At 51.5% G+C, this 20,843-nt stretch carries 12 protein-coding genes; 6 read left to right on the forward strand and 6 right to left on the reverse strand.

The window, feature by feature from the left end:
• Positions 1–184: 184 nt before the first annotated feature.
• From carB to DZK30_RS01310, 3 genes are all read right to left on the reverse strand, one after another.
• Positions 185–1,846, reverse strand: a complete 1,662-nt coding sequence (carB, locus tag DZK30_RS01300; protein ID WP_118972277.1) for a carbamoyl-phosphate synthase large subunit — start codon at positions 1,844–1,846, stop codon at positions 185–187.
• Positions 1,847–2,066: 220 nt separating this feature from the next.
• The gene (locus DZK30_RS01305) at positions 2,067–3,503 is read right to left on the reverse strand and encodes a T9SS type A sorting domain-containing protein (protein WP_118972278.1); all 1,437 of its coding nucleotides are present in this window, start codon (positions 3,501–3,503) and stop codon (positions 2,067–2,069) included.
• A gap of 196 nt (positions 3,504–3,699) precedes the next feature.
• Entirely contained in the window at positions 3,700–4,404 is a 705-nt protein-coding gene (locus DZK30_RS01310) for a ComF family protein (protein ID WP_118972279.1), read from the reverse strand.
• 204 nt (positions 4,405–4,608) lie between these two features.
• Here DZK30_RS01310 and DZK30_RS01315 point away from each other — a divergent pair, with 204 nt between their 5' ends.
• The 4 genes from DZK30_RS01315 (at position 4,609) to DZK30_RS01330 (ending at position 13,691) form a co-directional block, all read left to right on the forward strand.
• The gene (locus tag DZK30_RS01315; RefSeq protein ID WP_118972280.1) at positions 4,609–10,689 is read left to right on the forward strand and encodes an alpha-2-macroglobulin family protein; all 6,081 of its coding nucleotides are present in this window, start codon (positions 4,609–4,611) and stop codon (positions 10,687–10,689) included.
• 179 nt (positions 10,690–10,868) lie between these two features.
• Positions 10,869–11,165, forward strand: coding sequence for a hypothetical protein (locus DZK30_RS01320; protein ID WP_162902743.1), 297 nt, complete (start codon positions 10,869–10,871; stop codon positions 11,163–11,165).
• 94 nt (positions 11,166–11,259) lie between these two features.
• Positions 11,260–12,966 (forward strand): SulP family inorganic anion transporter, encoded by a 1,707-nt coding sequence (locus DZK30_RS01325; RefSeq protein ID WP_118972282.1) that lies wholly within the window; start codon positions 11,260–11,262, stop codon positions 12,964–12,966.
• 89 nt (positions 12,967–13,055) lie between these two features.
• Complete coding sequence (locus DZK30_RS01330; RefSeq protein WP_118972283.1) at positions 13,056–13,691, forward strand: carbonic anhydrase family protein; 636 nt, start codon at positions 13,056–13,058, stop codon at positions 13,689–13,691.
• Between the two features lie 101 nt (positions 13,692–13,792).
• Here DZK30_RS01330 and DZK30_RS01335 read toward each other — a convergent pair whose 3' ends face one another.
• The 3 genes from DZK30_RS01335 to DZK30_RS01345 all read right to left on the reverse strand — a co-directional run bounded on the left by DZK30_RS01335 (position 13,793) and on the right by DZK30_RS01345 (position 16,980).
• Complete coding sequence (locus DZK30_RS01335; RefSeq protein ID WP_162902744.1) at positions 13,793–14,965, reverse strand: hypothetical protein; 1,173 nt, start codon at positions 14,963–14,965, stop codon at positions 13,793–13,795.
• A gap of 183 nt (positions 14,966–15,148) precedes the next feature.
• Positions 15,149–15,964 carry a tetratricopeptide repeat protein gene (locus tag DZK30_RS01340; RefSeq protein ID WP_118972285.1) on the reverse strand — a complete coding sequence of 272 codons (816 nt, stop codon included), beginning with the start codon at positions 15,962–15,964 and terminating at the stop codon, positions 15,149–15,151.
• Entirely contained in the window at positions 15,961–16,980 is a 1,020-nt protein-coding gene (locus DZK30_RS01345) for a vWA domain-containing protein (RefSeq protein ID WP_118972286.1), read from the reverse strand. The genes DZK30_RS01340 and DZK30_RS01345 overlap by 4 nt, the downstream gene beginning before the upstream one ends.
• 192 nt (positions 16,981–17,172) lie before the next feature.
• Here DZK30_RS01345 and gcvT point away from each other — a divergent pair, with 192 nt between their 5' ends.
• Entirely contained in the window at positions 17,173–18,261 is a 1,089-nt protein-coding gene (gene gcvT / locus DZK30_RS01350; protein WP_118972287.1) for a glycine cleavage system aminomethyltransferase GcvT, read from the forward strand.
• 305 nt (positions 18,262–18,566) lie between these two features.
• The gene (gene recQ, locus DZK30_RS01355; protein WP_118972288.1) at positions 18,567–20,801 is read left to right on the forward strand and encodes a DNA helicase RecQ; all 2,235 of its coding nucleotides are present in this window, start codon (positions 18,567–18,569) and stop codon (positions 20,799–20,801) included.
• The last annotated feature ends 42 nt before the right edge of the window (positions 20,802–20,843 follow it).

A 20,843-nucleotide genomic window follows, 5' to 3' on the forward strand; every position in this document is an offset into this window, starting at 1 on the left:
TTTTATTGTTTATTGGTAACGGTATGACACGTGCGCCGCAGCAAAACCCTGATTGCCGGAACAGATTTTTTTGCTTTCTGTAAAGCTGCTTTCATTGTGGTTTGCAATCGTACTAAAGGCATTGCAAAAACTCCCGTACCATTCGGGCACGGGAGCTATCTCAAAAGGGTTGTGTCGCTATGTATCAGCTATTTTGAGCCGCTGTTTCGAAAGTGCTGTAGAAGTAGGGTGTTTTCGCTTCAAACTCAGCACTACAGGTGTCCACCATTTTGAAGACGCGGATAATGCCGGCGGCTTTCCGCTTCTCATACACCTCTTCGGCAGTACAATCTTTAACCAGGCCTGCGATTTGCTCGTCGCTGAAGCCCATTTGCTTGGCTTCCCGCAGTAATTCCAGGGGTAACTTATCCAGGTGTTGGAAGGCTTGTATTCTTTGCTCGAGGGTAACCAGGTCTTGTATCTGGTAGAGGAACCAACGATCGATCTGGGTCAGCTCCCGTATGGTCTTTATCGAAATGCCGGCCTGCAGTGCTTCTTTAATACGGAATATCCTATCCCAGGTGGGGCGCTTCAGGTAATCCATCAGCTCTTCAGGGCGCATTTGGCTGCGGCTGATTGAGCTGAGCCCGGTTGCATTGTTTTCCAGACTTTGGCAGGCCTTTTGCAGGGCCTCGGGGAAGGTGCGGCCGATGGCCATCACTTCACCCACCGACTTCATCTGGAGGCCCAGGGTATCATCGGCGCCTTTGAACTTGTCGAAGTTCCAACGTGGCATTTTCACGATCACGTAGTCGAGCGCCGGCTCAAAATAGGCCGAGGTAGTCTGTGTGATCTGGTTTTTTAATTCGTCGAGCGTATAGCCGACGGCAAGTTTGGCAGCAACCTTGGCAATGGGGTAGCCCGTCGCTTTGGAGGCCAGGGCCGAAGAACGGCTTACCCTGGGGTTGATCTCGATGGCGATGATTTCCTCTGTTTCGGGATTCAGCGCAAACTGTACATTGCAGCCGCCCGCGAAGTTGCCGAGGTTACGCATCATGTCTATGGCCGTATTGCGCATCAGCTGGAACGCCGTATCGCTCAGGGTCATCGCGGGCGCCACGGTAATGCTGTCGCCGGTATGGATGCCCATGGGGTCGAGATTTTCGACCGTACAAATGATCACCACATTGTCGTTGGTGTCGCGCAGGAGCTCCAGCTCAAATTCTTTCCATCCCAGCACTGCTTTCTCTACCAGTACTTCATGAATAGGCGAGGCCTTAAGGCCTGCTTCCAGTGCAGCTTCCAGCTCTTCTTTTGCTTTAACGAAGCCGCCGCCTGTGCCGCCCAGGGTAAAGGAAGGACGTATTACCAGCGGGATGCCGATCTCCTGCGCATACTCCTTGCCTTCCAGCATCGAGTTGGCCACGCGGGCCGGCGCTACCGGAATGTTCATTTCCAGCATCCAGTTGCGAAACAGATCGCGGTCCTCGGCCTTGTCGATCGCTTTAATGTCGACACCGATCAGGCGCACATTGTATTTCTCCCAAAGACCAAGCTCTTCCACCTCCTTGGCGAGGTTGAGCGCCGTCTGGCCGCCCATGGTCGGCAGTATGGCATCGATCTCGTTCTCTTCCATGATCTGCTCTATGCTTTCGGCGGTAAGCGGCAGCAGGTATACCCGGTCTGCCACGAGCGGGTCGGTCATAATGGTCGCCGGGTTGGAGTTGATCAGGATCACCCTGATGCCTTCTTCCCTGAGGCTGCGGGCAGCCTGGGAGCCGGAATAATCAAACTCACAAGCCTGGCCGATAACGATAGGCCCGGAGCCGATGATCAGCACGGATTTAATGGAGGTATCTAATGGCATTGCGTGTGCGGTAAAAATTGTGGATAGACAATAAGACAATACGCTGTCTGTACGGCCCGCAAAAGTAAATAAAATTTTTGAGAGCTGAGAGGCCGTGCGTTGTCGCCACCTGGCCTCAGGTCCTGGTGGCAGGTGACAGGAAGTCGTTTTTCGGAAAAAGAAAAACGCCCCGTTGTCGGGGCGCTCTCTTCTTCTTTTGGTGGTCCGATATGCAAATGGATTAACGTTTTACCATTTTCGTGCTCCACGACTTGCCGGCGGCATCCTGGAGGAGCAGTACATAGTTGCCTTTGGCCACTGCCGGGATATCCAGCTTGTTCTGGCCGGGTTTCAGGCTCAGCCTGGCCTGGAACACCTCCTGACCTATTATATTGACCAGGCGAACAGTAGTGTTGCTTTGCTGTTGTCCCTTCCAGTCTATGCTGATGGTATTGCTGAAAGGATTGGGATATACTGTGAAATCCTTGTTGGCTGTCAGAGGCCGTACAGAGATAGGTTGATCCTCATAGGTTTCGTAGTAAAACCGGTAGCCAACTATGCCGTTGGGAAAGCCGGGTACTGCAGGTGCGGTGATCACAAGCGCCTCGGGGTTGCTGAAGCTGTTGTAGTCGATCCGGAGCTGGGCGTCAAAATTCCAGGGCGCTGAGGCCCCTTCTACACTGTACGCTTTTACAGAGTCCACCAGGCCCGCTGCATTACGGAAAATAACCTGGCGATCGCCATTGTTTAGGGTATCTTCTTCGTACCGGGTGCTCTGATATAAAGTAAAATCCGCTACACCGGTAGTATAACCGAAGCTATCGATGCTGTAAAGGGAAGCTATTCCGGTGGCCGGAGCAAAATCGTAGTTCTTGATCGTTGAGATCTTACCTGCGCCGTTGTAGGTGATAAAATACCCTTGTTGCCTCACCGGGTCGGTACCCTGGAGGTCCCAGTTAATGAAGGAGTCCAGCTTGCCTGCCGCGCTGTAATGATATACGTTCTTTTCTCTCAGGTCCAGGCTCATAAAGCCAAACCAGGAACTATCCGTGGCCATCTGGGTAAAGGTGCTGTTGTAGCTGTAACGCTTCAGCGAAAAAGTATCCCAACTGGGGCCGCTTTGCATCATCTGATAGGTGGCGGTAAGGTATCCCTGGGGATTGTACACATTGACGATCTTGCCGCTTGGGGCGCCGCCCGGAGCCCGGTGTATCACGGAGTCTATCTTTTTATCCGCCCGGTAATAGGCCCTGTCCTGGCTCGTTATCCCCGAATTGTCGTACAGGGTAATGCTGTCGGCCAGCACATCCATGCTGCCGGGAATGCCGGGCGCCTGGAACATAGGCGCATATTCGCTTGTAAAATACTGGCTATAATTTAAATCCTCTTTATTATAGCTGTAATGAGAGCCGTTGGTGCCGGAATAGTTATAACGGGTAGAGTCTACTTCTCCATCATTGATATTAGCATTGACGGCCTGTGCAATTACCCTTTGTTTGGTTGCGGTCGGCTTCTGGCTTGGGCTGGCTGCCGATTGGGCTTGTATCAGCCGGGAAGTGATCGATGCATTCCGGCGTTCGGTCTTGTGGCGGCCGGTAATAAGGTCCAGTGCGTTTTGGGCACTGACTTGTGTGAAGCTCAGCGCGGCTAATGATCCCAGTAATAAGGTCTTTTTCATCGAGGGGTTGATCTGTTTTGTCTATTAAGAATGGATAATGGTTATTCAGTTTTTAAGCTGCCCTGCGTATGCTATTTTGGCATAAGCAGGGCAACAATGGGCAATATTTTTATAGTTGTTGCCGGCCACAGGGGCAGCAATAAGACGATTTCGCTATAGAACACCCCCGGCCGGAAAGGCCGCAAAGCCAGTCTATCTAATCAATGGCCAAAGCCAGGGTTGCTACGCTTATCTGTATCCCGCTGGTTTTCTTCAGTGCCAGCGCGCAGGCCTCGAGTGTAGCTCCGGTAGTCAGTACATCATCGACCAGCAGGACATGCTTCCCGGCCAACTGTTCGGGGTGCTTCAGCAGGAATGCTTCCTGCACATTGGCAATCCGCTCAGCACGGCTTTTTCGCGTTTGCGTCGCTGTCGCCTGCTTCCGCAGCAGCAGTTTGTCGTACACCGGTAAGTCCGCAGCAGCAGCGATGCCCTCGGCAAAGCAGGTTGCCTGGTTATAGCCGCGCTGGTACAATTTCGATCGGTGTAAAGGAACGGGAATAATAGCGTCTATAGTATCCAGCCACCCGGCTTTTTCCAGGTCAGCCACCATTAGCTTTCCCATGTAACGGCCTATATCGGGCCGGTTGCGGTATTTAAGCTGATGCAGCAAATGTTGCATCATACCTTCCTTGGTGAAATAGACGAAAGAAGTGGCCCGCTCAATGGGTACCCTGCCGGTAAAGTTTTGAAAAGCCCTGTTTTCAGGGATGTGATGAAAGGCAGTGCGTGGTAGCTGCAGTACGCACGAGAGACATAATACTTGTTCTCCGCTATTGAGCTCTGCATTGCAGCATGCGCATAGTTGCGGAAAAAAGAGCACGCCCAGACGCTCAAGACCTTTTTTAACCCAATGCTTCATGGATACGATAATTGATAGTAGCAACGATATCCGGCGCTTGCAGGGAGGCAATTCCGGCTTCAGCAGTGTATGGGTTGGTTGGATCGGGCGGGCATCATTTCCCGATCAAAAATAAATAAATATAACATGCCCTTGTGCATTCCTTCCCGGAACGGCATCCTTATTTTGTTTTAATTTGCAATTACTCACCTAACCTACAATGCTATGTTGCAACGTGTTTCTATTGTATTCCTTATCCTTTGCTGCATCCCTGCCGCATTGTTTGCACAATCCCGTACGATGAAACAATCCTATCAGAAAGAATGGAGCAAGGCCGATTCCCTTATGGATAAAGGCCTGCCGGAATCCGCTGTCAAAGTGGTTGATCAGATTCTTAAAGATGCCGGAAGCCGCAATGATCATCCCAATGTGATCAAGGCGCAGCTATTTCTGATGAATGCCGGCCTCAACAGGGATGAAAATGCCGAGATGGATAATATTAAAAAGGCAGAAGCCTGTCTGGCGGCAGCATCGGGCCCCGAAAAGGCAGTCTGGCAAAGCATTACAGCTTCCCTGTACTGGCGTTATTTTCAACGCAATCGCTGGCGTTTGTACCAGCGTACCGCACTTGCCGAAACGAAGTCGGACGATATCGCAACCTGGGATGCTCCGGCTTTCTTCAGCAAAGTATCGGGTCTGTACCAGGAATCGATAGCGGACAGAACTGCGCTTCAGGGAATCCCTGTCGAAAAATATGCTCCCCTGTTGGTAGAGGGTGTTAACACCCGGAAACTAAGGCCTACATTATACGACCTCCTTGTTTTTCGTGCCATAGCCTTTTTTGAGAACGATGAAAAAGATGTCATCAACCCGGCCGACCAGTTCCAGATCGAAGGCCCCCTGTGGTTTGATGATGCGGCACGGTTCAGTGAAGTAAAGGTAAAAGTGAAAAATGCCAGCTCCCTGCACTTCCAGGCTTTGAAGCTATACCAGGAGGCGATCGCCTTTCATCTGAAAGATGCTGCGCCCGATGCCCTTATTGATGCCGACCTGCAACGGCTCCGTTTTGTATATAGCAATGCGGCCGGCCCTGACAAAGACAGCCTTTACCTGGCGGCCCTGCAGCGCCTGCGTCAACGTTATGACGGTCAGCCGGCTGTTGCGCAGGTAGCCTACCTTATCGCTGTACAGCAGATGGGACAGCAACCTGCCAGACCTTTTAAAGGGCGGACACAACCTGCTCCAGTGAAGAACAGGAAGCCGGATCGCGATCTGCGGCGCATCAAAGCCGACCTGGAGCAGATCGTGGCAAAATACCCCGGTACCGAAGGCGCTGTTAATGCCTGGAACCTTATCCGCAGCCTGGATGCATCCAGCCTCACGGTGAATATAGAAGATGTGAACCTGCCCTCAGAACCGGTGAAAGCCCTGGTGCAGTACAAAAACAGGAATAAGGTGTACCTGAGTCTGTTTAGGGTACCGAATAATATAAAAATACAAAACTACGAGCAGGAAGAGGTGCTTCTGAAGCAGATCGCAGGGCTAAGTCCTGTGAAAAAATGGGAACAGGCGTTGCCCGGATCCGACGATATGGAGGATCATAGCACCGAAGTCAAAATAGAGGCGCTCCCGGCAGGCGCTTACTTGCTGGTTGCCTCTTCCGGGGCAGGCTTGGGCGCCGATATCGTCACCGCTACATCCTTCCAGGTCTCGACGCTCAGTTTTGTCCGTAAGGCAGATAAAGGTTATGTGCTGCATCGGAAGACAGGCTATCCGGTTGCCGGCACGGTTGTCCGCTTCTGGAGCCAGCGATACAACAACAAGGCGAACCGGTACGAGTCGCGTGCGCAGGGTTCGGCCACAGCCGCCGCCGATGGAAGCGTAACGCTACCCGTTGGCAATGGTGACTATGAAAATACAATACAGGCCTTTACCCTGGTGAAGGAAAAAGATTCGCTGCAGCTGGGCGGTTATCTTGATGGCCGGAAGCCAGACGACTATAACAGGAGCCCGGATGCCAAAAGGTCCTTTTTCTTTACCGACCGGTCGATCTATCGCCCGGGGCAAACGATCTATTTCAAAGGTATTGTGCTGAACGTTAGCGCTGGTGGCCGCAAGACGGATGTGGCCGGCAAGGTCAGCAGAAAAGTCACCTTGTACGATGCCAATGGCCAGGCAGTACAATCGCTGGATCTGGTCAGCAACGAGTTCGGATCGGTTGCCGGCAAGTTTACCGCACCGGAAGGCGGCCTCGCCGGCGAGATGCGCCTGGGCGACGGCGATGGCAGCGTTTCTTTCTCTGTGGAGGAGTACAAACGTCCTAAGTTTTATGTCGATTTCGACACGCTCAAAGGAAATTACGCACTCAATCAGCAAGTTCAGGTGAAGGGTTATGCCAGGGCTTATGCCGGCAACAATATTGATGGTGCGACCGTAAAATACCGTGTGATGCGGGAAGCCCGCTTTCCCTATTATTGGTGCTTCTACCTCTGGGGGCGGCCCTCATCGCCTGAAATGGAGATTGCCAATGGCACAGCAACTACCAACGCCGATGGCGCCTTCGAATTATCGTTTACTACTATCCCGGATAAAATGGTCGATCCGCAATCGCTCCCGGTATTCACCTATAAAGTGTATGCCGATGTGACCGATGTGAATGGAGAGACGAGAAGTGGTAACACAGGCGTCAGCGCGGGATACCGTTCCCTGCAGTTAAGTGCAGTCTTAGGAGAAGAGAGTCGCCCGTCCGATCTGAAGAAAATAAAAGTGCGCACGGAGAATCTGAACGGCATATTTGTGCCGGCAACCGTGAAGTTGTCTGTGGCGCAGCTGAAATTTTCGGGCTTTTTCCGTAAACGCCTGTGGGCGTTGCCTGATCAGTTTGTGATGACTGAAACGGAATTCAGAGCTGCTTTTCCACAAGACGAATACAAAGAAGAGAGTAATTATCTTAATTGGGAAAAAGGTAAGGTATTGCATGAGCAAACCTTTACCAGCACAGGACAGGGCGATGTGACCCTGCCGGAAGAGACCTGGTACCAGAACGGCTGGTATGTGATCGAGCTCAGCACGAAAGATGCGCAAGGCAACGAGATCGTAGAAAAGAAATATACGCATGTATGGGCGCCCGGCAAAAAAGAGCCGGTGCAGCAGGCGTTGATTACTTATACCGCTAAAGATAGCTATCAGCCTGGCGACGAGCTGGAACTATGGCACGGTACCGCAGTTGATAATCCTTACCTCCTGGTGATCGGTGCGCGTGCGGGCGCAACGCTCAGCGTGGATGCAGCAAAAAATCCCTGGAAACTGAAGCTGACAGAAGCCGATCGTGGCGGCCTGGCCCTGGCCTGGATCTATGTATACAACAACCGCGTGTATACCGCCGAAGAAACGATCGGCATTCCCTGGAGCAATAAAGAGCTGCAGCTGGAATGGGCTACCCACCGGGACAAGCTGCTGCCGGGCGCTGCCGAAGAATGGTCGCTTACGGTAAAAGGGCCGGGCAAAGAAAAGGTGGCGGCGGAAATGGTCGCCGGCCTGTACGATGCATCGCTGGACGCTTTCCGGCCGCATGGCTGGGAGCGGGGTGGCATTTTTCCTTATGCGTACCTGGCCGATAGCTGGGAAAGCCAGTACGGTTTCGGAATAGAAGGCTCCCGCCAGCTGCGGTACCTGAGCGATGATACCTACCGCTCTTATGAAAAAAGGTATGATGAGATATTTGGCGATGCTATACGGACTGCTGGTTATGGTAGTGTCTATGCCTATCAAAGCAGGGCATTGAGCCGGAACCTGACGCTGGAAGATGCAGCGGCGCCGGCTGCGCCTGTTGCCGAAATGGTAGCCGGAGCGGCAGACGAACGCAAAGCAAAAGAAGCGCCCCGCAGGGAAAAAGAAGAAAGCGCTAGTGCCGATTCTATAGCACCAAAAGCACCTAAGGGACCTGCTGATGCTCCGGTACCTGTTCGTAAAAACCTGCAGGAGACAGCCTTCTTTTTCCCGCAGCTGGCCACAGATGCGGAAGGCAATGTAAAGATCAAGTTTACGCTGCCTGAAGCACTCGCCGAATGGAAGCTAATGGCCCTGGCGCATACCAAAGAATGGCAGACCGGCTACCTGGAAGGTAAAGTGAAGACCCAGAAAGACCTGATGGTAATGCCCAACTTGCCCCGTTTCCTGCGTCAGAATGATGATATCGTTATCAGCACCAAGATCAGTAATCTGAGTGGAGATATGCTGAACGGAGAAGCTCGTCTGGAAATACTGGATGCCGCTACTTTGCAGCCGCTTGATCTGCCTTTCCGCCTGAAAGAAAGCAAGCAGGCCTTCTCTGCGGCCAAAGGGCAAAGTACAACGGCTAACTGGACGGTACATATACCCGAGAGCCGCTACACACCCGTGGTGCTGCGCATTACGGCCAAAGCCGGCAATTTCACCGATGGTGAGGAGAACACACTGCCGGTCATTACCAACCGCACGCTGGTTACCGAAACCCTGCCTTTGCCTGTACGGGGCAACCAGGAAAAGACCTTTACCCTCGACAAGCTGCTACACCAGAACAGCAATACGCTGGCCAACCATGCACTAACCGTTGAATTTACCGGCAATCCCGCCTGGTATGCCGTGCAGGCATTGCCTTATCTGATGGAGTATCCTTATGAATGCGCCGAGCAAACCTTCAACCGCTACTATGCCAACGCCCTGGCCGGCCATATCGTTAGCCAGTCGCCTAAAGTCGCGCAGATATTCGATAGCTGGAAAACAACAGATACGGCAGCATTGCTGTCTAACCTGCAAAAAAATGAAGAATTGAAATCGGCCCTGCTGGAAGAAACGCCATGGGTGATGGAGGCTAAAGATGAAAATGAGCAGAAGCACCGCATCGCCATGCTGTTCCAGACGCATCAGCTGGCAAAGGAGCTGAAGCGCAACCTGGCAAAATTAAAGCAGATGCAGCAGGGCGAGGGCGGTTTCCCCTGGTTCAAAGGCATGCAAAGCGATCGCTATATTACGCAGTACATCGTTACCGGCCTGGCCAGGCTGAAACACCTGGGGGTAGGTACTGCATCGGGCGACGATGCCGCCACCATCACAGCGACAGCCCTGCCGTACCTGGATCGCAAGCTTAAGGAAGACTATGATGCGCTGGTAAAAAGCAAAGCCAAGCTTACAGAGCAGCAGATCGGCTACACACAGGTGCAATACCTGTATATGCGTAGCTTCTACAGCAGCACAAAAATACCGGCTGCATCGCAGAAGGCTTTTGATTACTATCGTAAGCAGGCGGCACAATACTGGAGCCGTTTCAATCCTTACCTGAAAGGACAGATCGCCCTGGCTTTATCCCGCTTTGGTGAGCCGCAGGCGGCAGGACAGGTAATGGCTTCTCTTAAAGAGACCGCGACCAATAAGGAAGAGATGGGCATGTACTGGAGCGCTATGCCGGCGGGTTACTGGTGGTACGAAGCGCCGGTAGAAGGGCAGTCGCTCCTTATTGAGGCCTTTGCAGAGGTAAGTAAGGACGATGTAGCCGTCGATGCTATGAAGGTATGGCTGCTGAAGCAGAAGCAAACGCAGAACTGGAAGACGACCAAGGCCACTGCCGATGCCTGCTATGCCTTGTTGCTGAAAGGCAGCGACTGGCTTACCGCCGAGCCGGTAGTGACCATCAAACTGGGGCAGGAAACCATCCGCTCTACAGAGATAAAAACAGAAGCGGGCACCGGCTACTTCAAGAAGCGGTATCCCGGGCTGGATGTAAAGAACGATATGGGCACGATAAAAGTAAAAGTAGACAACCAGCAAGGCAGCAATACCGGCGTAAGCTGGGGCGCCGTATACTGGCAATATTTTGAAGATCTGGATAAGATCACCGGCGCCGCTACACCCCTCAGCATCAAAAAGCAATTATTCGTCGAACGGAATACCGACCGCGGCCCCGTGCTGACAGAGATAAAAGAAGGCAATGAGCTACAGGTAGGCGATAAGGTGAAGGTAAGGATCGAATTGCGTGCCGATCGTGATATGGAGTATGTGCACATGAAAGACATGCGTGCGGCCTGTATGGAACCGGTCAACGTGCTGAGCGGCTATAAATACCAGGGCGGTCTTGGCTATTACGAAAGCACCAGGGATGTATCCACCAACTTTTTCTTCGACTACCTGCGCAAGGGCACCTATGTGTTCGAATACCCGGTATTCGTATCGGCTAAAGGCGATTTCAGCAATGGCATCACGACCATCCAATGCATGTATGCACCTGAATTCAGCAGCCATAGCGAGGGGATCAGGGTGAAGGTGAAATAGCAGCCTGCCTTATGATAAGCTGTTTAAGGAGCTGTCCCGGTTGTGGGCAGCTCCTTATTGTTAGCTAGTATATAATGATTGTCAATGCCTTCATTGGTGTTTCTGATTTAAAATTCCTGTTATTTTTAACCCTTGGTTGCCGGTTTGTAAACCTCATTTGCCCTATCTTTGCCTTACTCATGAGAAAGGCCCTGGCCATATTATTCCTTACTATTTTTACCATTCAGCTTCTCCCCCTGAGAGCGATTGGGAAAATGCTTTGGAATAGTCAGATGACAGAAGAGGTCCATGAGCATGGCCCATGTGGCAAGAAGATGACGAACGATAACCACGACAAGTTCTGGTATCTCCATTTTATTACCCCTCCTACTGCCGAACAGGAAACCCAAACCTGCTTTAAGCATGCGTTCCGCGACGAGACACTGATCAAGTGCCCTCACCTGGAAGTGCCTTTGCAGCCTCCCAATGCAGCATAAATCTTAGTTGTTCTCAGTTTCCGGCTCGGCTGTTCATATCGCTGTGCCTGGTAGCTGGTGTGTATCCTATTATTTATTGCTTAACACCCATGTTATGTCAACGGAAAAATCTTTTTTCGCGAATGCGAAAAATGACCTGACGGCAGGCCTTATCGTATTCCTTATAGCCCTGCCACTCTGCCTTGGTATTGCCCAGGCATCAAATGCGCCATTATTTTCAGGTATTGTTGCCGGTGTGATCGGTGGTATCGTGATCGGCTTTTTTAGTAAGTCCAGCCTTAGTGTCAGCGGCCCCGCTGCCGGCCTGGTAGCGATCGTTATCGGCGCGCTGGCTTCGCTTAGTCCCGTAGTGAATGGTAAACCCGACGCAGCAGCAGGCTTCAGTCTGTTCCTTTGCGCTGTGATGATAGCGGGCTTCATTCAGCTGATCCTCGGCTTTGTGCGTGCAGGCAGCATTGCCAATTATTTCCCCACCAGCGTGATCGAAGGCATGCTGGCGGGTATCGGTCTTACTATTATTTTCAAGCAATTGCCCGACGCTTTTGGTTACGTAAAAGCAGCAGCCCACGATGCGGGTATTGAAGATGGCGAGGCCGGGGTGGCCCTGGATCCCATTCGCGGGTTGCTGGACCATATCGAGCCTGGCGCCGTGATCATCGCATTGGTCGGTATCGGGATTCTGATTTTGTGGACGACCAAAGCTATGAGTCGTTTCAAAATGATACCGGCCGGCCTGCTTGTGGTGATACTCGGTACGTTGCTGAACGAGGTATTCAGGCATGTAGCGCCTGCCCTTTATGTAAGCGGCGCGCACCTGGTAAGCCTGCCGGTGCCCCAGAGCGCCGGTGACTTTTTCAACCAGTTCCGGATGCCAAATTTCAGCGGTTTTGCCAATCCGCTGGTGTGGCAGATAGGCGCTACCATCGCGATCGTCGCCTCTATCGAAACCCTGCTGTGTATCGAAGCTACCGATAAGCTGGACCCCATGAAACGTTATACCTCGGGCGATGCGGAGCTCAAGGCACAGGGTATCGGCAACCTGCTGAGCGGCTTTATCGGAGGCTTGCCCATAACCTCAGTGATTGTACGGTCTTCGGCCAATATCAATGCCGGCGCACGGTCCAAGCTGTCGACCATTACCCATGGCGTGCTGTTGCTGGTTTGTGTAGCGGCCATTCCTATGGTGCTCAACATGATCCCTAAAGCGACCCTGGCAGCGATCCTTATCTTTACCGGCTACCGGCTGTGCCGCCCCGCGGTGTTCAAGCACATGTGGCATGCCGGCCTGTCGCAGTTTATACCTTTCGTGGTGACTGCGGTATGCGTGGCATTGCCCTTCCTGGGCCTGTTGAAAGGGGTAGGCATCGGTATGATCATTAGTATCTTCTACATACTGCGCAACAACCTGCGTATTCCCTTCTTCTACCATCGTACCGTATATGAATCCGGAGAAGTGGTGCGCCTTGATCTGGCCCAGGAAGTGTCTTTTTTGAACAAAGCCAGTATTAAGAAAACGCTGGAGAGCATACCCGATAACAGCACCATCATCCTGGATGCATCCGGTACCGAATACATCGATTATGATGTGCTCGAGTTGATCCGGGAATTCCAGATCACCAAGGCGCCAGACAAGGATATCAAGATGTCGCTGGTTGGCTTTAAGAACAGCTATAAGCTGGCAGGCGAGGAAGATGATGTCCCGCTGCAAGATGATCGGGAGACGATCTATGGCCAGACGCCGATTAAGCGTACTGCCGGCCGGTACAAGAAATTGCTGAAGCAACTGACCTCTTCTTCCTGAGATCAGGGACTGCCGATCCTTTCCAGACATAACTGCGCGGGCTTTCGTGCACGTTAAGCATTACTAAAATTTTTAAAAACAAATATTACATGGCTATTTATCAGAATGATTCCAAAAATATGACACCTGACCTGGCTTTGCAGCTGCTGCAAAGCGGCAACGAACGCTTTATCAACGGTATGAGCGCTAATCGCGACCTGCTGCAAAAAGTAGCGGAAACAAAGGACGGGCAAAAGCCCTTTGCGGCGATCCTTAGCTGCATGGATTCACGCGCCCCGGCCGAGCTCATCTTTGATCAGGGCATCGGCGATATATTCAATATCCGCATCGCAGGTAATGTAGTGTCGCCTTATGTGCTCGGCTCCCTGGAATATGCCGTAGCCGTGGCCGGCTCCAAATTGATCATGGTTATGGGCCATACCGGTTGCGGTGCCGTGGCCGGGGCTTGCGATGATGTCAAGCTGGGCAATCTTTCTGGTCTGCTGGATGAGGTAAAGGCTTGTCTGCCGCTGGAGACAACAGAATCGGAAGACCGTAGCAGCAGGAACAAACCCTTTGTGAATAAGGTCGCGCTATTGAATGTGCACCATTCCGTGCAGCAAATACTGACACAAAGCGAGATCATCAGGGAGCATGTTGAAAGCGGCAAGATACGTATCGTGCCCGCGATGTATGACATTGCTACCGGTACAGTTGCGTTCCATCATGAAATGGTGCCGGCTTAAGCATTGCCATGCCGGGAATAATTACAGGGAGCGGTCCGGCGGACCGCTCCCTGTTCATTTGTGGTCACCGCCTTCCTTGCTCATCCTGGGCAGTAGCCTATTTACAACCGGTCGATAAGCCCTTGCACGCGCGTATTGAAATTGGCTTTATTGATCCCATTTAGCCGTTCGAGCGCGGCGAAGTAATTGTTGTCGCCCTGTTCCTTTTTACCACAGGACAGTAGCTGCATTACGGCTGGAAATCCCTTCTCTGCTTCCAGCTGCTGCACGATCAGTGCATTGATGAAATAAGCTATTTTCAGAGGTTCGTTGCCGCTGCGAAAATCAGCACCCTCCAGGCATAAGTGAAGCCAGTCGGCCCCGGGATGTTTTTGCACATAGGTCCTGAACAGGATTTTTATGCTATCCCAGCCCAATCCCCAGCTGCCGCCGTACAGGTAAGCACAACCTTCGTCGACAGGCCGGTTGATCTTTGCTGCCGGCAATACGGTACGCAGCTTGTCGTGCCACATATCATGCGGATCGAATGCCTTGAAGTCATTGCTCAACGTGCCGCTGACGATAAGGCTTTGCCGGTTGTCGAAGGTGGTTAAGGTATTCCTGCGATAGCCGTTGTATGCAGCCTTGTAGTCGACGCCACAGAGCTGCAGCGCTTCCTGGAAATCGTCGCAGCAATACAATATGGTCTGCTGTCCGGGCATGCCCAGCTTTTCGAGGTAGCGCCCGTTGTAGTGGCTGTAGTCAAGGGCTTTTAACCTGTTGAGCGTATCCTTATAATAAAAAGTGACATTGCCTTCCGGGTACCGGGACCAGCTCCTGGTATTGCGTTTCAAGGGAGTATAGAACCGGTACCGGTCTCCCTGTTTCTGCGCCATCAGCCGGAACATAGCCTTGTACACAGGCGCACCGCCTGGCGCTGCTTCATAGGCAAGTTGCAGCAGGTAGCTGCTGTCAGCCAATGCGGTTACGTTAATCAGTTGTGCCTTACTGACCTGTTGGCCACTGTCGTTGTATTCCATGCCTTTCATTTCGTCCAGCAGTAGCGCCGTAGCCGGGAGCTCGGGCTGCCATACGAAGGCATTACGGGTATTGTCTTGCTCCTTCTGCAGGAGAAAACTGTCGAGGGACGTATAAAGCAGGTTACGGTCGACGGCTTCCGGCGGTTCGCGCAAGCCTGATGCTGTGACAAAAGTAGCGTGCTGTGCGCTCAGGATGGGAGCTGGTCCGTTAAGGCAGACCATCAGCAGAAGGCATGGTAGTAAGGATCTTTTCATAAGGAAGTTTTTGGTTTCCCTGTAAAAGACAATGATCCGTTTCCCGGGAGCAGGGTCGGTCTTTGCTAAACACCCGTCAATAACGACCGGCTTACATTAACGATCGGATAGTGCTCAATCCCCTACGGAAAAAGCCGTCCCGGTAATGAGGGGACGGCTTTCAAATATCGGCTTAAGAACAATTTACCAGTCTTTATCCAGCTTGACCGGAACGCCTTTGCCCTTCTCTTTCTTATCCTGCAGCTTTTTCTCCTCCTGCCGTAAAGCATTCAGCAGGTTTTCGGCCTGCTGCTGGCTTAGCTTGCTGGGCTGTCCCTGCGGACGTTGCTGTTCTTGCTTGTCTTTGTCGCCCTGGTCTTGCTTATCCTGCTTGTCGCCGTCTTTTTTATCCTGGCCTTTTTTATCCTGGTTTTTCTGATCCTGGTCCTGTTTGTCTTTATTCTGGTCTTTGTTGTCCTTATTATCCTTGTTGTCTTTATTGTCCTTGTTTTTGTCTTTGTTGTCTTTATTATCCTTGTTTTTATCTTTGTTGTCCTTGTTGTCTTTGCCGCCGCCGTTCTTTTTCAGCATGGCATTGGCATAAGCCAGGTTGTACTTGGTGTCGGCGTCGGTAGGGTCGAGGCGCAGCGATTGCTTATAGGCATTGACCGCTTCTTCCCATTTCTTTTCTTCCATAAAAGTGTTGCCTACATTGTGATAAGCCCTTGCCTGCTCTTTTTTATCGGTAGTCGCTTTGGCGCTGGCGCTCATGGCCTGGCGGGCGTTCTCAAATTGCTTCGTCTTGTATAGGGCATCGCCCATGTTGAACATGCCGGTATAGGATGAAGGGTCTTTTTGCAGGGCCGACAGGTAGGCATTCTGCGCTTCCTTGTATTTCTGCTCACTATACAGCTGATTGCCCTTGCGCAGCTCGGGCCGTACGTTCTGTTTCTTTACAGGCGCCTGGGCCGCCGCGCCGGATCCGGCTGCAAGCAATAAAATGATCAATAATTTCCTCATGCTTTTCTTGTCTCAAATTGTTTTCTTAGTGCGCCGGCGGCAGGTAGCAGCCATTCGGCGATCAGCAGCAGCAGGGCCGCTCCGATGAAATACTGGAAATAGCTGTAGTAATCGGTAAACAGCACGCTGCCGTAGTTCTTGCCTTCCATCTCATCGATGAGATCTACCAACTCATCGGCTGCCTTATTGGTATTGCTGAGCAGGGTATAGGAGCCACCTGTTGCCCTCGCCAGCGATTTTAATTCTTCTTCGTTCAGTTTAGTGATTACCGGTTGCCCGTTCTCGTCCAGCTTTTGCTGTCCCGTGGCCTGGTCGATAATGGGTGCGCCCTGCGGCGATCCTATGCCGATGGCGTGGATTACGGCGCCTTGCTCGGCTGCCTTTTTTGCCGCATCAAGGGCTTTCTCATCATGGTCTTCTCCATCGGAGATCAGGACAATGGTCTTGTATTTTTTTTCTTTTTGACTGAAAGACTCGTCTGCCAGCTGTATGGCCTCAGATAGCACAGTACCTTGTGTAGGGACCATATCGGGGTTTACGGTTTCGAGCAGCATTTTAGCCGCGCTGTAATCGATGGTAAGTGGTACCTGCAGATACGATTTGCCTGCAAATACAACCAGGCCTACGCGGTCGTTGGTCATTTTGTCCATCATACGGGAGATCAGCTGCTTGGCGCGGGTAAGCCTGTCGGGCTGAACGTCTTTGGCCAGCATGGAACGGCTTACATCGAGCGCAAAGAACACGTCGACGCCTTTGCGTTGTGCCTTCTCTGTTTGCGCACCGCGCTGGAGGTTGGCCAGGCCTACAATAGCCAGTCCCAGGGCGGCCGTTACCAATACAAATTTGGTGGTGCTGCGGCCGTTGATCCTTCCTGCCAGCAGGTTGCGGATGAGGGCCGGGTCGCCCAGCTTACGCAGGCGGCTGTTGCGCCACTGCAGGTAAACAATGTAAAGAATGACGGCCAGGGGGATCAGTAAAAGGGCCCACAAGGCTTCTAAGTGCTGAAAACGGAACATATCGGTGTCAAGCTACGCCGGCGCCGCAAGAGTGCCGGATAATGGGTTACAGACAAAAATAAAGCTCTGCAAATAAACGAATTTGAACAAAAAGTTATTGTGGATTTTTTTAACAGCGCCCGTTATATGCTCACTTAATCCTATTTTTGAGCGCTTTTCCGCAGCCACTGCGGATATCTGAAAAGAATCGTAATGAAAAATACACCATTTACACAACAACACATTGCGCTGGGCGCAAAAATGGCCGAGTTTGCCGGCTACAATATGCCAATTTCTTATACAGGCATCAACGACGAACATGCTACGGTGCGCAGCAATGCAGGCGTGTTTGATGTGAGCCATATGGGAGAGTTCATTCTGAAAGGTGCCGGAGCCCTCGACCTTATCCAGCGGGTGACCAGCAACGATGCTTCCAAGCTTACGGCCGGGAAAGCGCAATACTCCTGCCTGCCCAATGAAGAGGGCGGCATCGTGGACGACCTGATCGTGTATTGCCTCGAAGAAAATGCAAGCTATATGCTGGTGGTCAATGCTTCCAATGTTGAGAAAGACTGGAACTGGATCAGCAGCAAGAATACAGAGGGTGTAGAGATGCATGATATTTCGGACAAGACGGCGCTGCTCGCTATCCAGGGCCCCAAAGCAGTGGAATACATGCAGGAGCTGACCAGTGTAGACCTGGTTAACCTTAAATATTACACCTTTGCTAAAGGCACCTTTGCCGGTGTGGATAATGTGATCATCAGCGCTACCGGCTACACCGGAAGCGGCGGCATCGAGATATATTTTGAAGATAAGGATGATAACGCACAGAAAATATGGGACGAGATCTTCCGCATCGGCGCGCCCAAAGGACTGAAGCCAATAGGCCTTGGCGCCAGGGATACCCTGCGCCTGGAAAAGGGTTTCTGCCTCTATGGTAACGATATCGACGACACTACGTCGCCGCTGGAAGCAGGTCTGGGCTGGATCACTAAGTTTACCAAGGACTTTACGGCAAAAGACATCCTGGAAAAGCAAAAGGCAGACGGGATACAGCGTAAGTTGGTGGGTATTGAAATGCAGGATAAAGGGATTCCCCGCCACGGCTATAAGATACTGGATGCAGAAGGCCGCGAGATCGGCTATGTGACTTCCGGTACGCAGTCGCCCAGCCTGGGTAAGGCTATCGCGATCGCTTATGTGGAGAAGTCATTTGCCGGCGAAGCCTCCGAAATATGGGTATCGGTAAGGGACAAGGCTTTAAAAGCGGTTGTGGTCAAAATGCCTTTTTTGAAATAGTAAATAGTTATATTCAATGTTTTGAGACCCGGATAATTTCGCTGGTTCACCACAAGGGGGAGTTAAAGGGGGATTTATACGATAAATTATGTAACGGTTTCCGGCATATAGCCGGAAACCGTTATCTTTATAAGAACAGGCTGCATCTTGTGCCGGTTATAGGAAAAATAAAGAAAACTTGCATATTTCCGCGACGTTATTTACTTTAACCTTCGTAAATTCGCATCCATTTTTAAAAATGCCCCTCTGAAATAGCAGGTGCGATGCGAAATTTCTTTGATTGATATTGAAACAATGATCCTTTTATGGAAACAACCGTAGCAAAAACAAAGACCAAGGGAGGCCCGAATCTCAAGAAAGAATTGCAAAAGTATTTTGGCTTTGACGGTTTTAAAGGAGAGCAGGAACAGATCATTAAGAGTATTCTGAACGGTAAAGATACTTTTGTCATCATGCCTACCGGTGGCGGCAAATCGCTGTGCTACCAATTACCCGCGCTCATCAGCGATGGTGTCGCGCTCATCGTCTCCCCGCTCATCGCACTGATGAAGAACCAGGTGGACCTTATCCGTGGCTATAGCGACGACGATAATGTAGCGCACTTTCTCAATTCCAGCCTGAGCCGTGTACAGCAACGTAAGGTAAAGGCCGACCTCAGCGAGGGGAAGACCAAAATGCTGTATGTCGCCCCGGAAACGCTGACGAAGAAAGAAAATATCGACTTTTTCTCCGATATCAATATTTCGTTCGTCGCAGTAGACGAAGCGCACTGTATCTCGGAATGGGGGCACGATTTCAGACCTGAGTACCGCAAGCTGCGCGATATGATCAGCGAGATCAATCCCAAGCTGCCGATCATTGCCCTCACGGCCACGGCTACACCCAAGGTGCAGGATGATATTGTGAAGAACCTGGAGCTGAAAGATCCTGTTACGTTCGTCGCTTCGTTCAACCGCCCCAACCTGTATTATGAAGTAGTGCCCAAGACTTCGAAGGCACAGGTGCTGAAACATATTGTGCGCTACATTTCGCAGGTCAAGGGCAAAAGCGGTATCATCTACACGCTTAACCGCAAAACGACCGAAGAGCTGGCAGGTATGCTGGGCGCCAATGGTATCAAGGCCGTAGCCTATCATGCCGGGCTGGATGCGACTACACGTGGGCTGCGCCAGGACCAGTTCCTGAAAGACGATGTAGATGTGATCGTGGCTACTATTGCCTTCGGCATGGGTATCGACAAACCCGATGTCCGTTTTGTGATGCACTACAATATCCCGAAATCACTGGAAAATTATTACCAGGAGACCGGTCGTGCCGGCCGCGACGGGGGCAACAGTAAGTGTATTCTTTACTATTCTTATAAAGACGTACAGAAGCTGGAGCATCTTATGCGCGACAAGCCGCTGAGCGAGCGGGAAATGGGCGCCCAGCTGATCACCGAAACGGTAGCTTATGTAGAAAGCGGCGCTTGTCGCCGGCGCCAGCTGCTGCACTATTTCGGCGAGATCGACCGTATCGAGAACTGTGGTAATTGCGACAACTGCTGCCATCCCAAAGAAAAACTCGATGTAAAAGACAGCGTGAAGATCGTGCTGGACGCGATTAACGAGTTGGACGAGCGCTTTGGCATCAACTATATCGTAGACCTGGTGCTGGGTAAGAACAATCCCCAGATCAAAACCTTCAAGCACGATAAGCTCAAGTCCTTTGGCGCTGGTCTTATTATGGAGATGGACGACACCTTCTGGCAGTCGCTGATCCGCCAGATGATGCTGGAAGACTTTATCCGTAAGGATATCGAAGAATACGGATTGCTCAAGATCACCGACAACGGCCGTAAATTCCTGAAAAAACCTTTCTCGATCAAGGTGGCGCTTAACCACCAGTACCGTGACCTGGATACCGGTGAAGACGATGAGGAGTTGAACGCCGGTGGTACCGCTGCAGCAGATCCTGTGCTGCTGGAAATGCTGGTGGAGCTGCGCAAGCAGGTAGCCAGGGAAAAGAACCTGCCGCCTTTCGTGATCTTCCTCGAAAATTCGCTGGAAGATATGGCGCTTAGCTATCCTACTTCTATGGAGGAGCTGGAGAAGATCCAGGGTGTAAGTAAAGGCAAGGCGATTAAGTTTGGCCGCAAGTTTGTCGACATGATCGCCAAATATGTCGAGGAAAACGATATTGAAAAGCCCGATGATTTTGTGATGAAGACTGTAGCCAATAAAGGAGCGCTGAAAGTCTATATCATTCAGAACATAGATAAGAAGATACCGCTTGAAGCCATCGCACGCAACAAGGATATTTCGGTATCAGAGCTGTTGGTGGCGATGGAGGGTATCGTGGCCAGCGGTACCAAGCTCAACCTGGGTTACTGTCTCGACGAAGAGCTGGATGAGCACGAGCAGGAAGATATCTTTGATTATTTCCGGGGCGCCACAGACGATGATCTTGAAGAGGCATTCGAGGAGTTCCGCGACCGCGATGTAAGCATCGAGCAATTGCAGCTGATGCGCATCAAGTTTTTGAGCGAGTATGGGAATTAAAGGAATCTGACTATCCGGATAGTCATTTAAAGGAAATAAGAT

Source organism: Taibaiella koreensis (genome assembly GCF_003545715.1).
Taxonomy (GTDB): Bacteria; Bacteroidota; Bacteroidia; order Chitinophagales; family Chitinophagaceae; genus Taibaiella; species Taibaiella koreensis.

Coding starts and splice junctions, on each gene's coding strand:
- carB (WP_118972277.1), bottom strand. CDS start 1,846: ATGCCATTAGATACCTCCATTAAATCCGTGCTGATCATCGGCTCCGGG.
- DZK30_RS01305 (WP_118972278.1), bottom strand. CDS start 3,503: ATGAAAAAGACCTTATTACTGGGATCATTAGCCGCGCTGAGCTTCACA.
- DZK30_RS01310 (WP_118972279.1), bottom strand. CDS start 4,404: ATGAAGCATTGGGTTAAAAAAGGTCTTGAGCGTCTGGGCGTGCTCTTT.
- DZK30_RS01315 (WP_118972280.1), top strand. CDS start 4,609: ATGTTGCAACGTGTTTCTATTGTATTCCTTATCCTTTGCTGCATCCCT.
- DZK30_RS01320 (WP_162902743.1), top strand. CDS start 10,869: ATGAGAAAGGCCCTGGCCATATTATTCCTTACTATTTTTACCATTCAG.
- DZK30_RS01325 (WP_118972282.1), top strand. CDS start 11,260: ATGTCAACGGAAAAATCTTTTTTCGCGAATGCGAAAAATGACCTGACG.
- DZK30_RS01330 (WP_118972283.1), top strand. CDS start 13,056: ATGGCTATTTATCAGAATGATTCCAAAAATATGACACCTGACCTGGCT.
- DZK30_RS01335 (WP_162902744.1), bottom strand. CDS start 14,965: ATGAAAAGATCCTTACTACCATGCCTTCTGCTGATGGTCTGCCTTAAC.
- DZK30_RS01340 (WP_118972285.1), bottom strand. CDS start 15,964: ATGAGGAAATTATTGATCATTTTATTGCTTGCAGCCGGATCCGGCGCG.
- DZK30_RS01345 (WP_118972286.1), bottom strand. CDS start 16,980: ATGTTCCGTTTTCAGCACTTAGAAGCCTTGTGGGCCCTTTTACTGATC.
- gcvT (WP_118972287.1), top strand. CDS start 17,173: ATGAAAAATACACCATTTACACAACAACACATTGCGCTGGGCGCAAAA.
- recQ (WP_118972288.1), top strand. CDS start 18,567: ATGGAAACAACCGTAGCAAAAACAAAGACCAAGGGAGGCCCGAATCTC.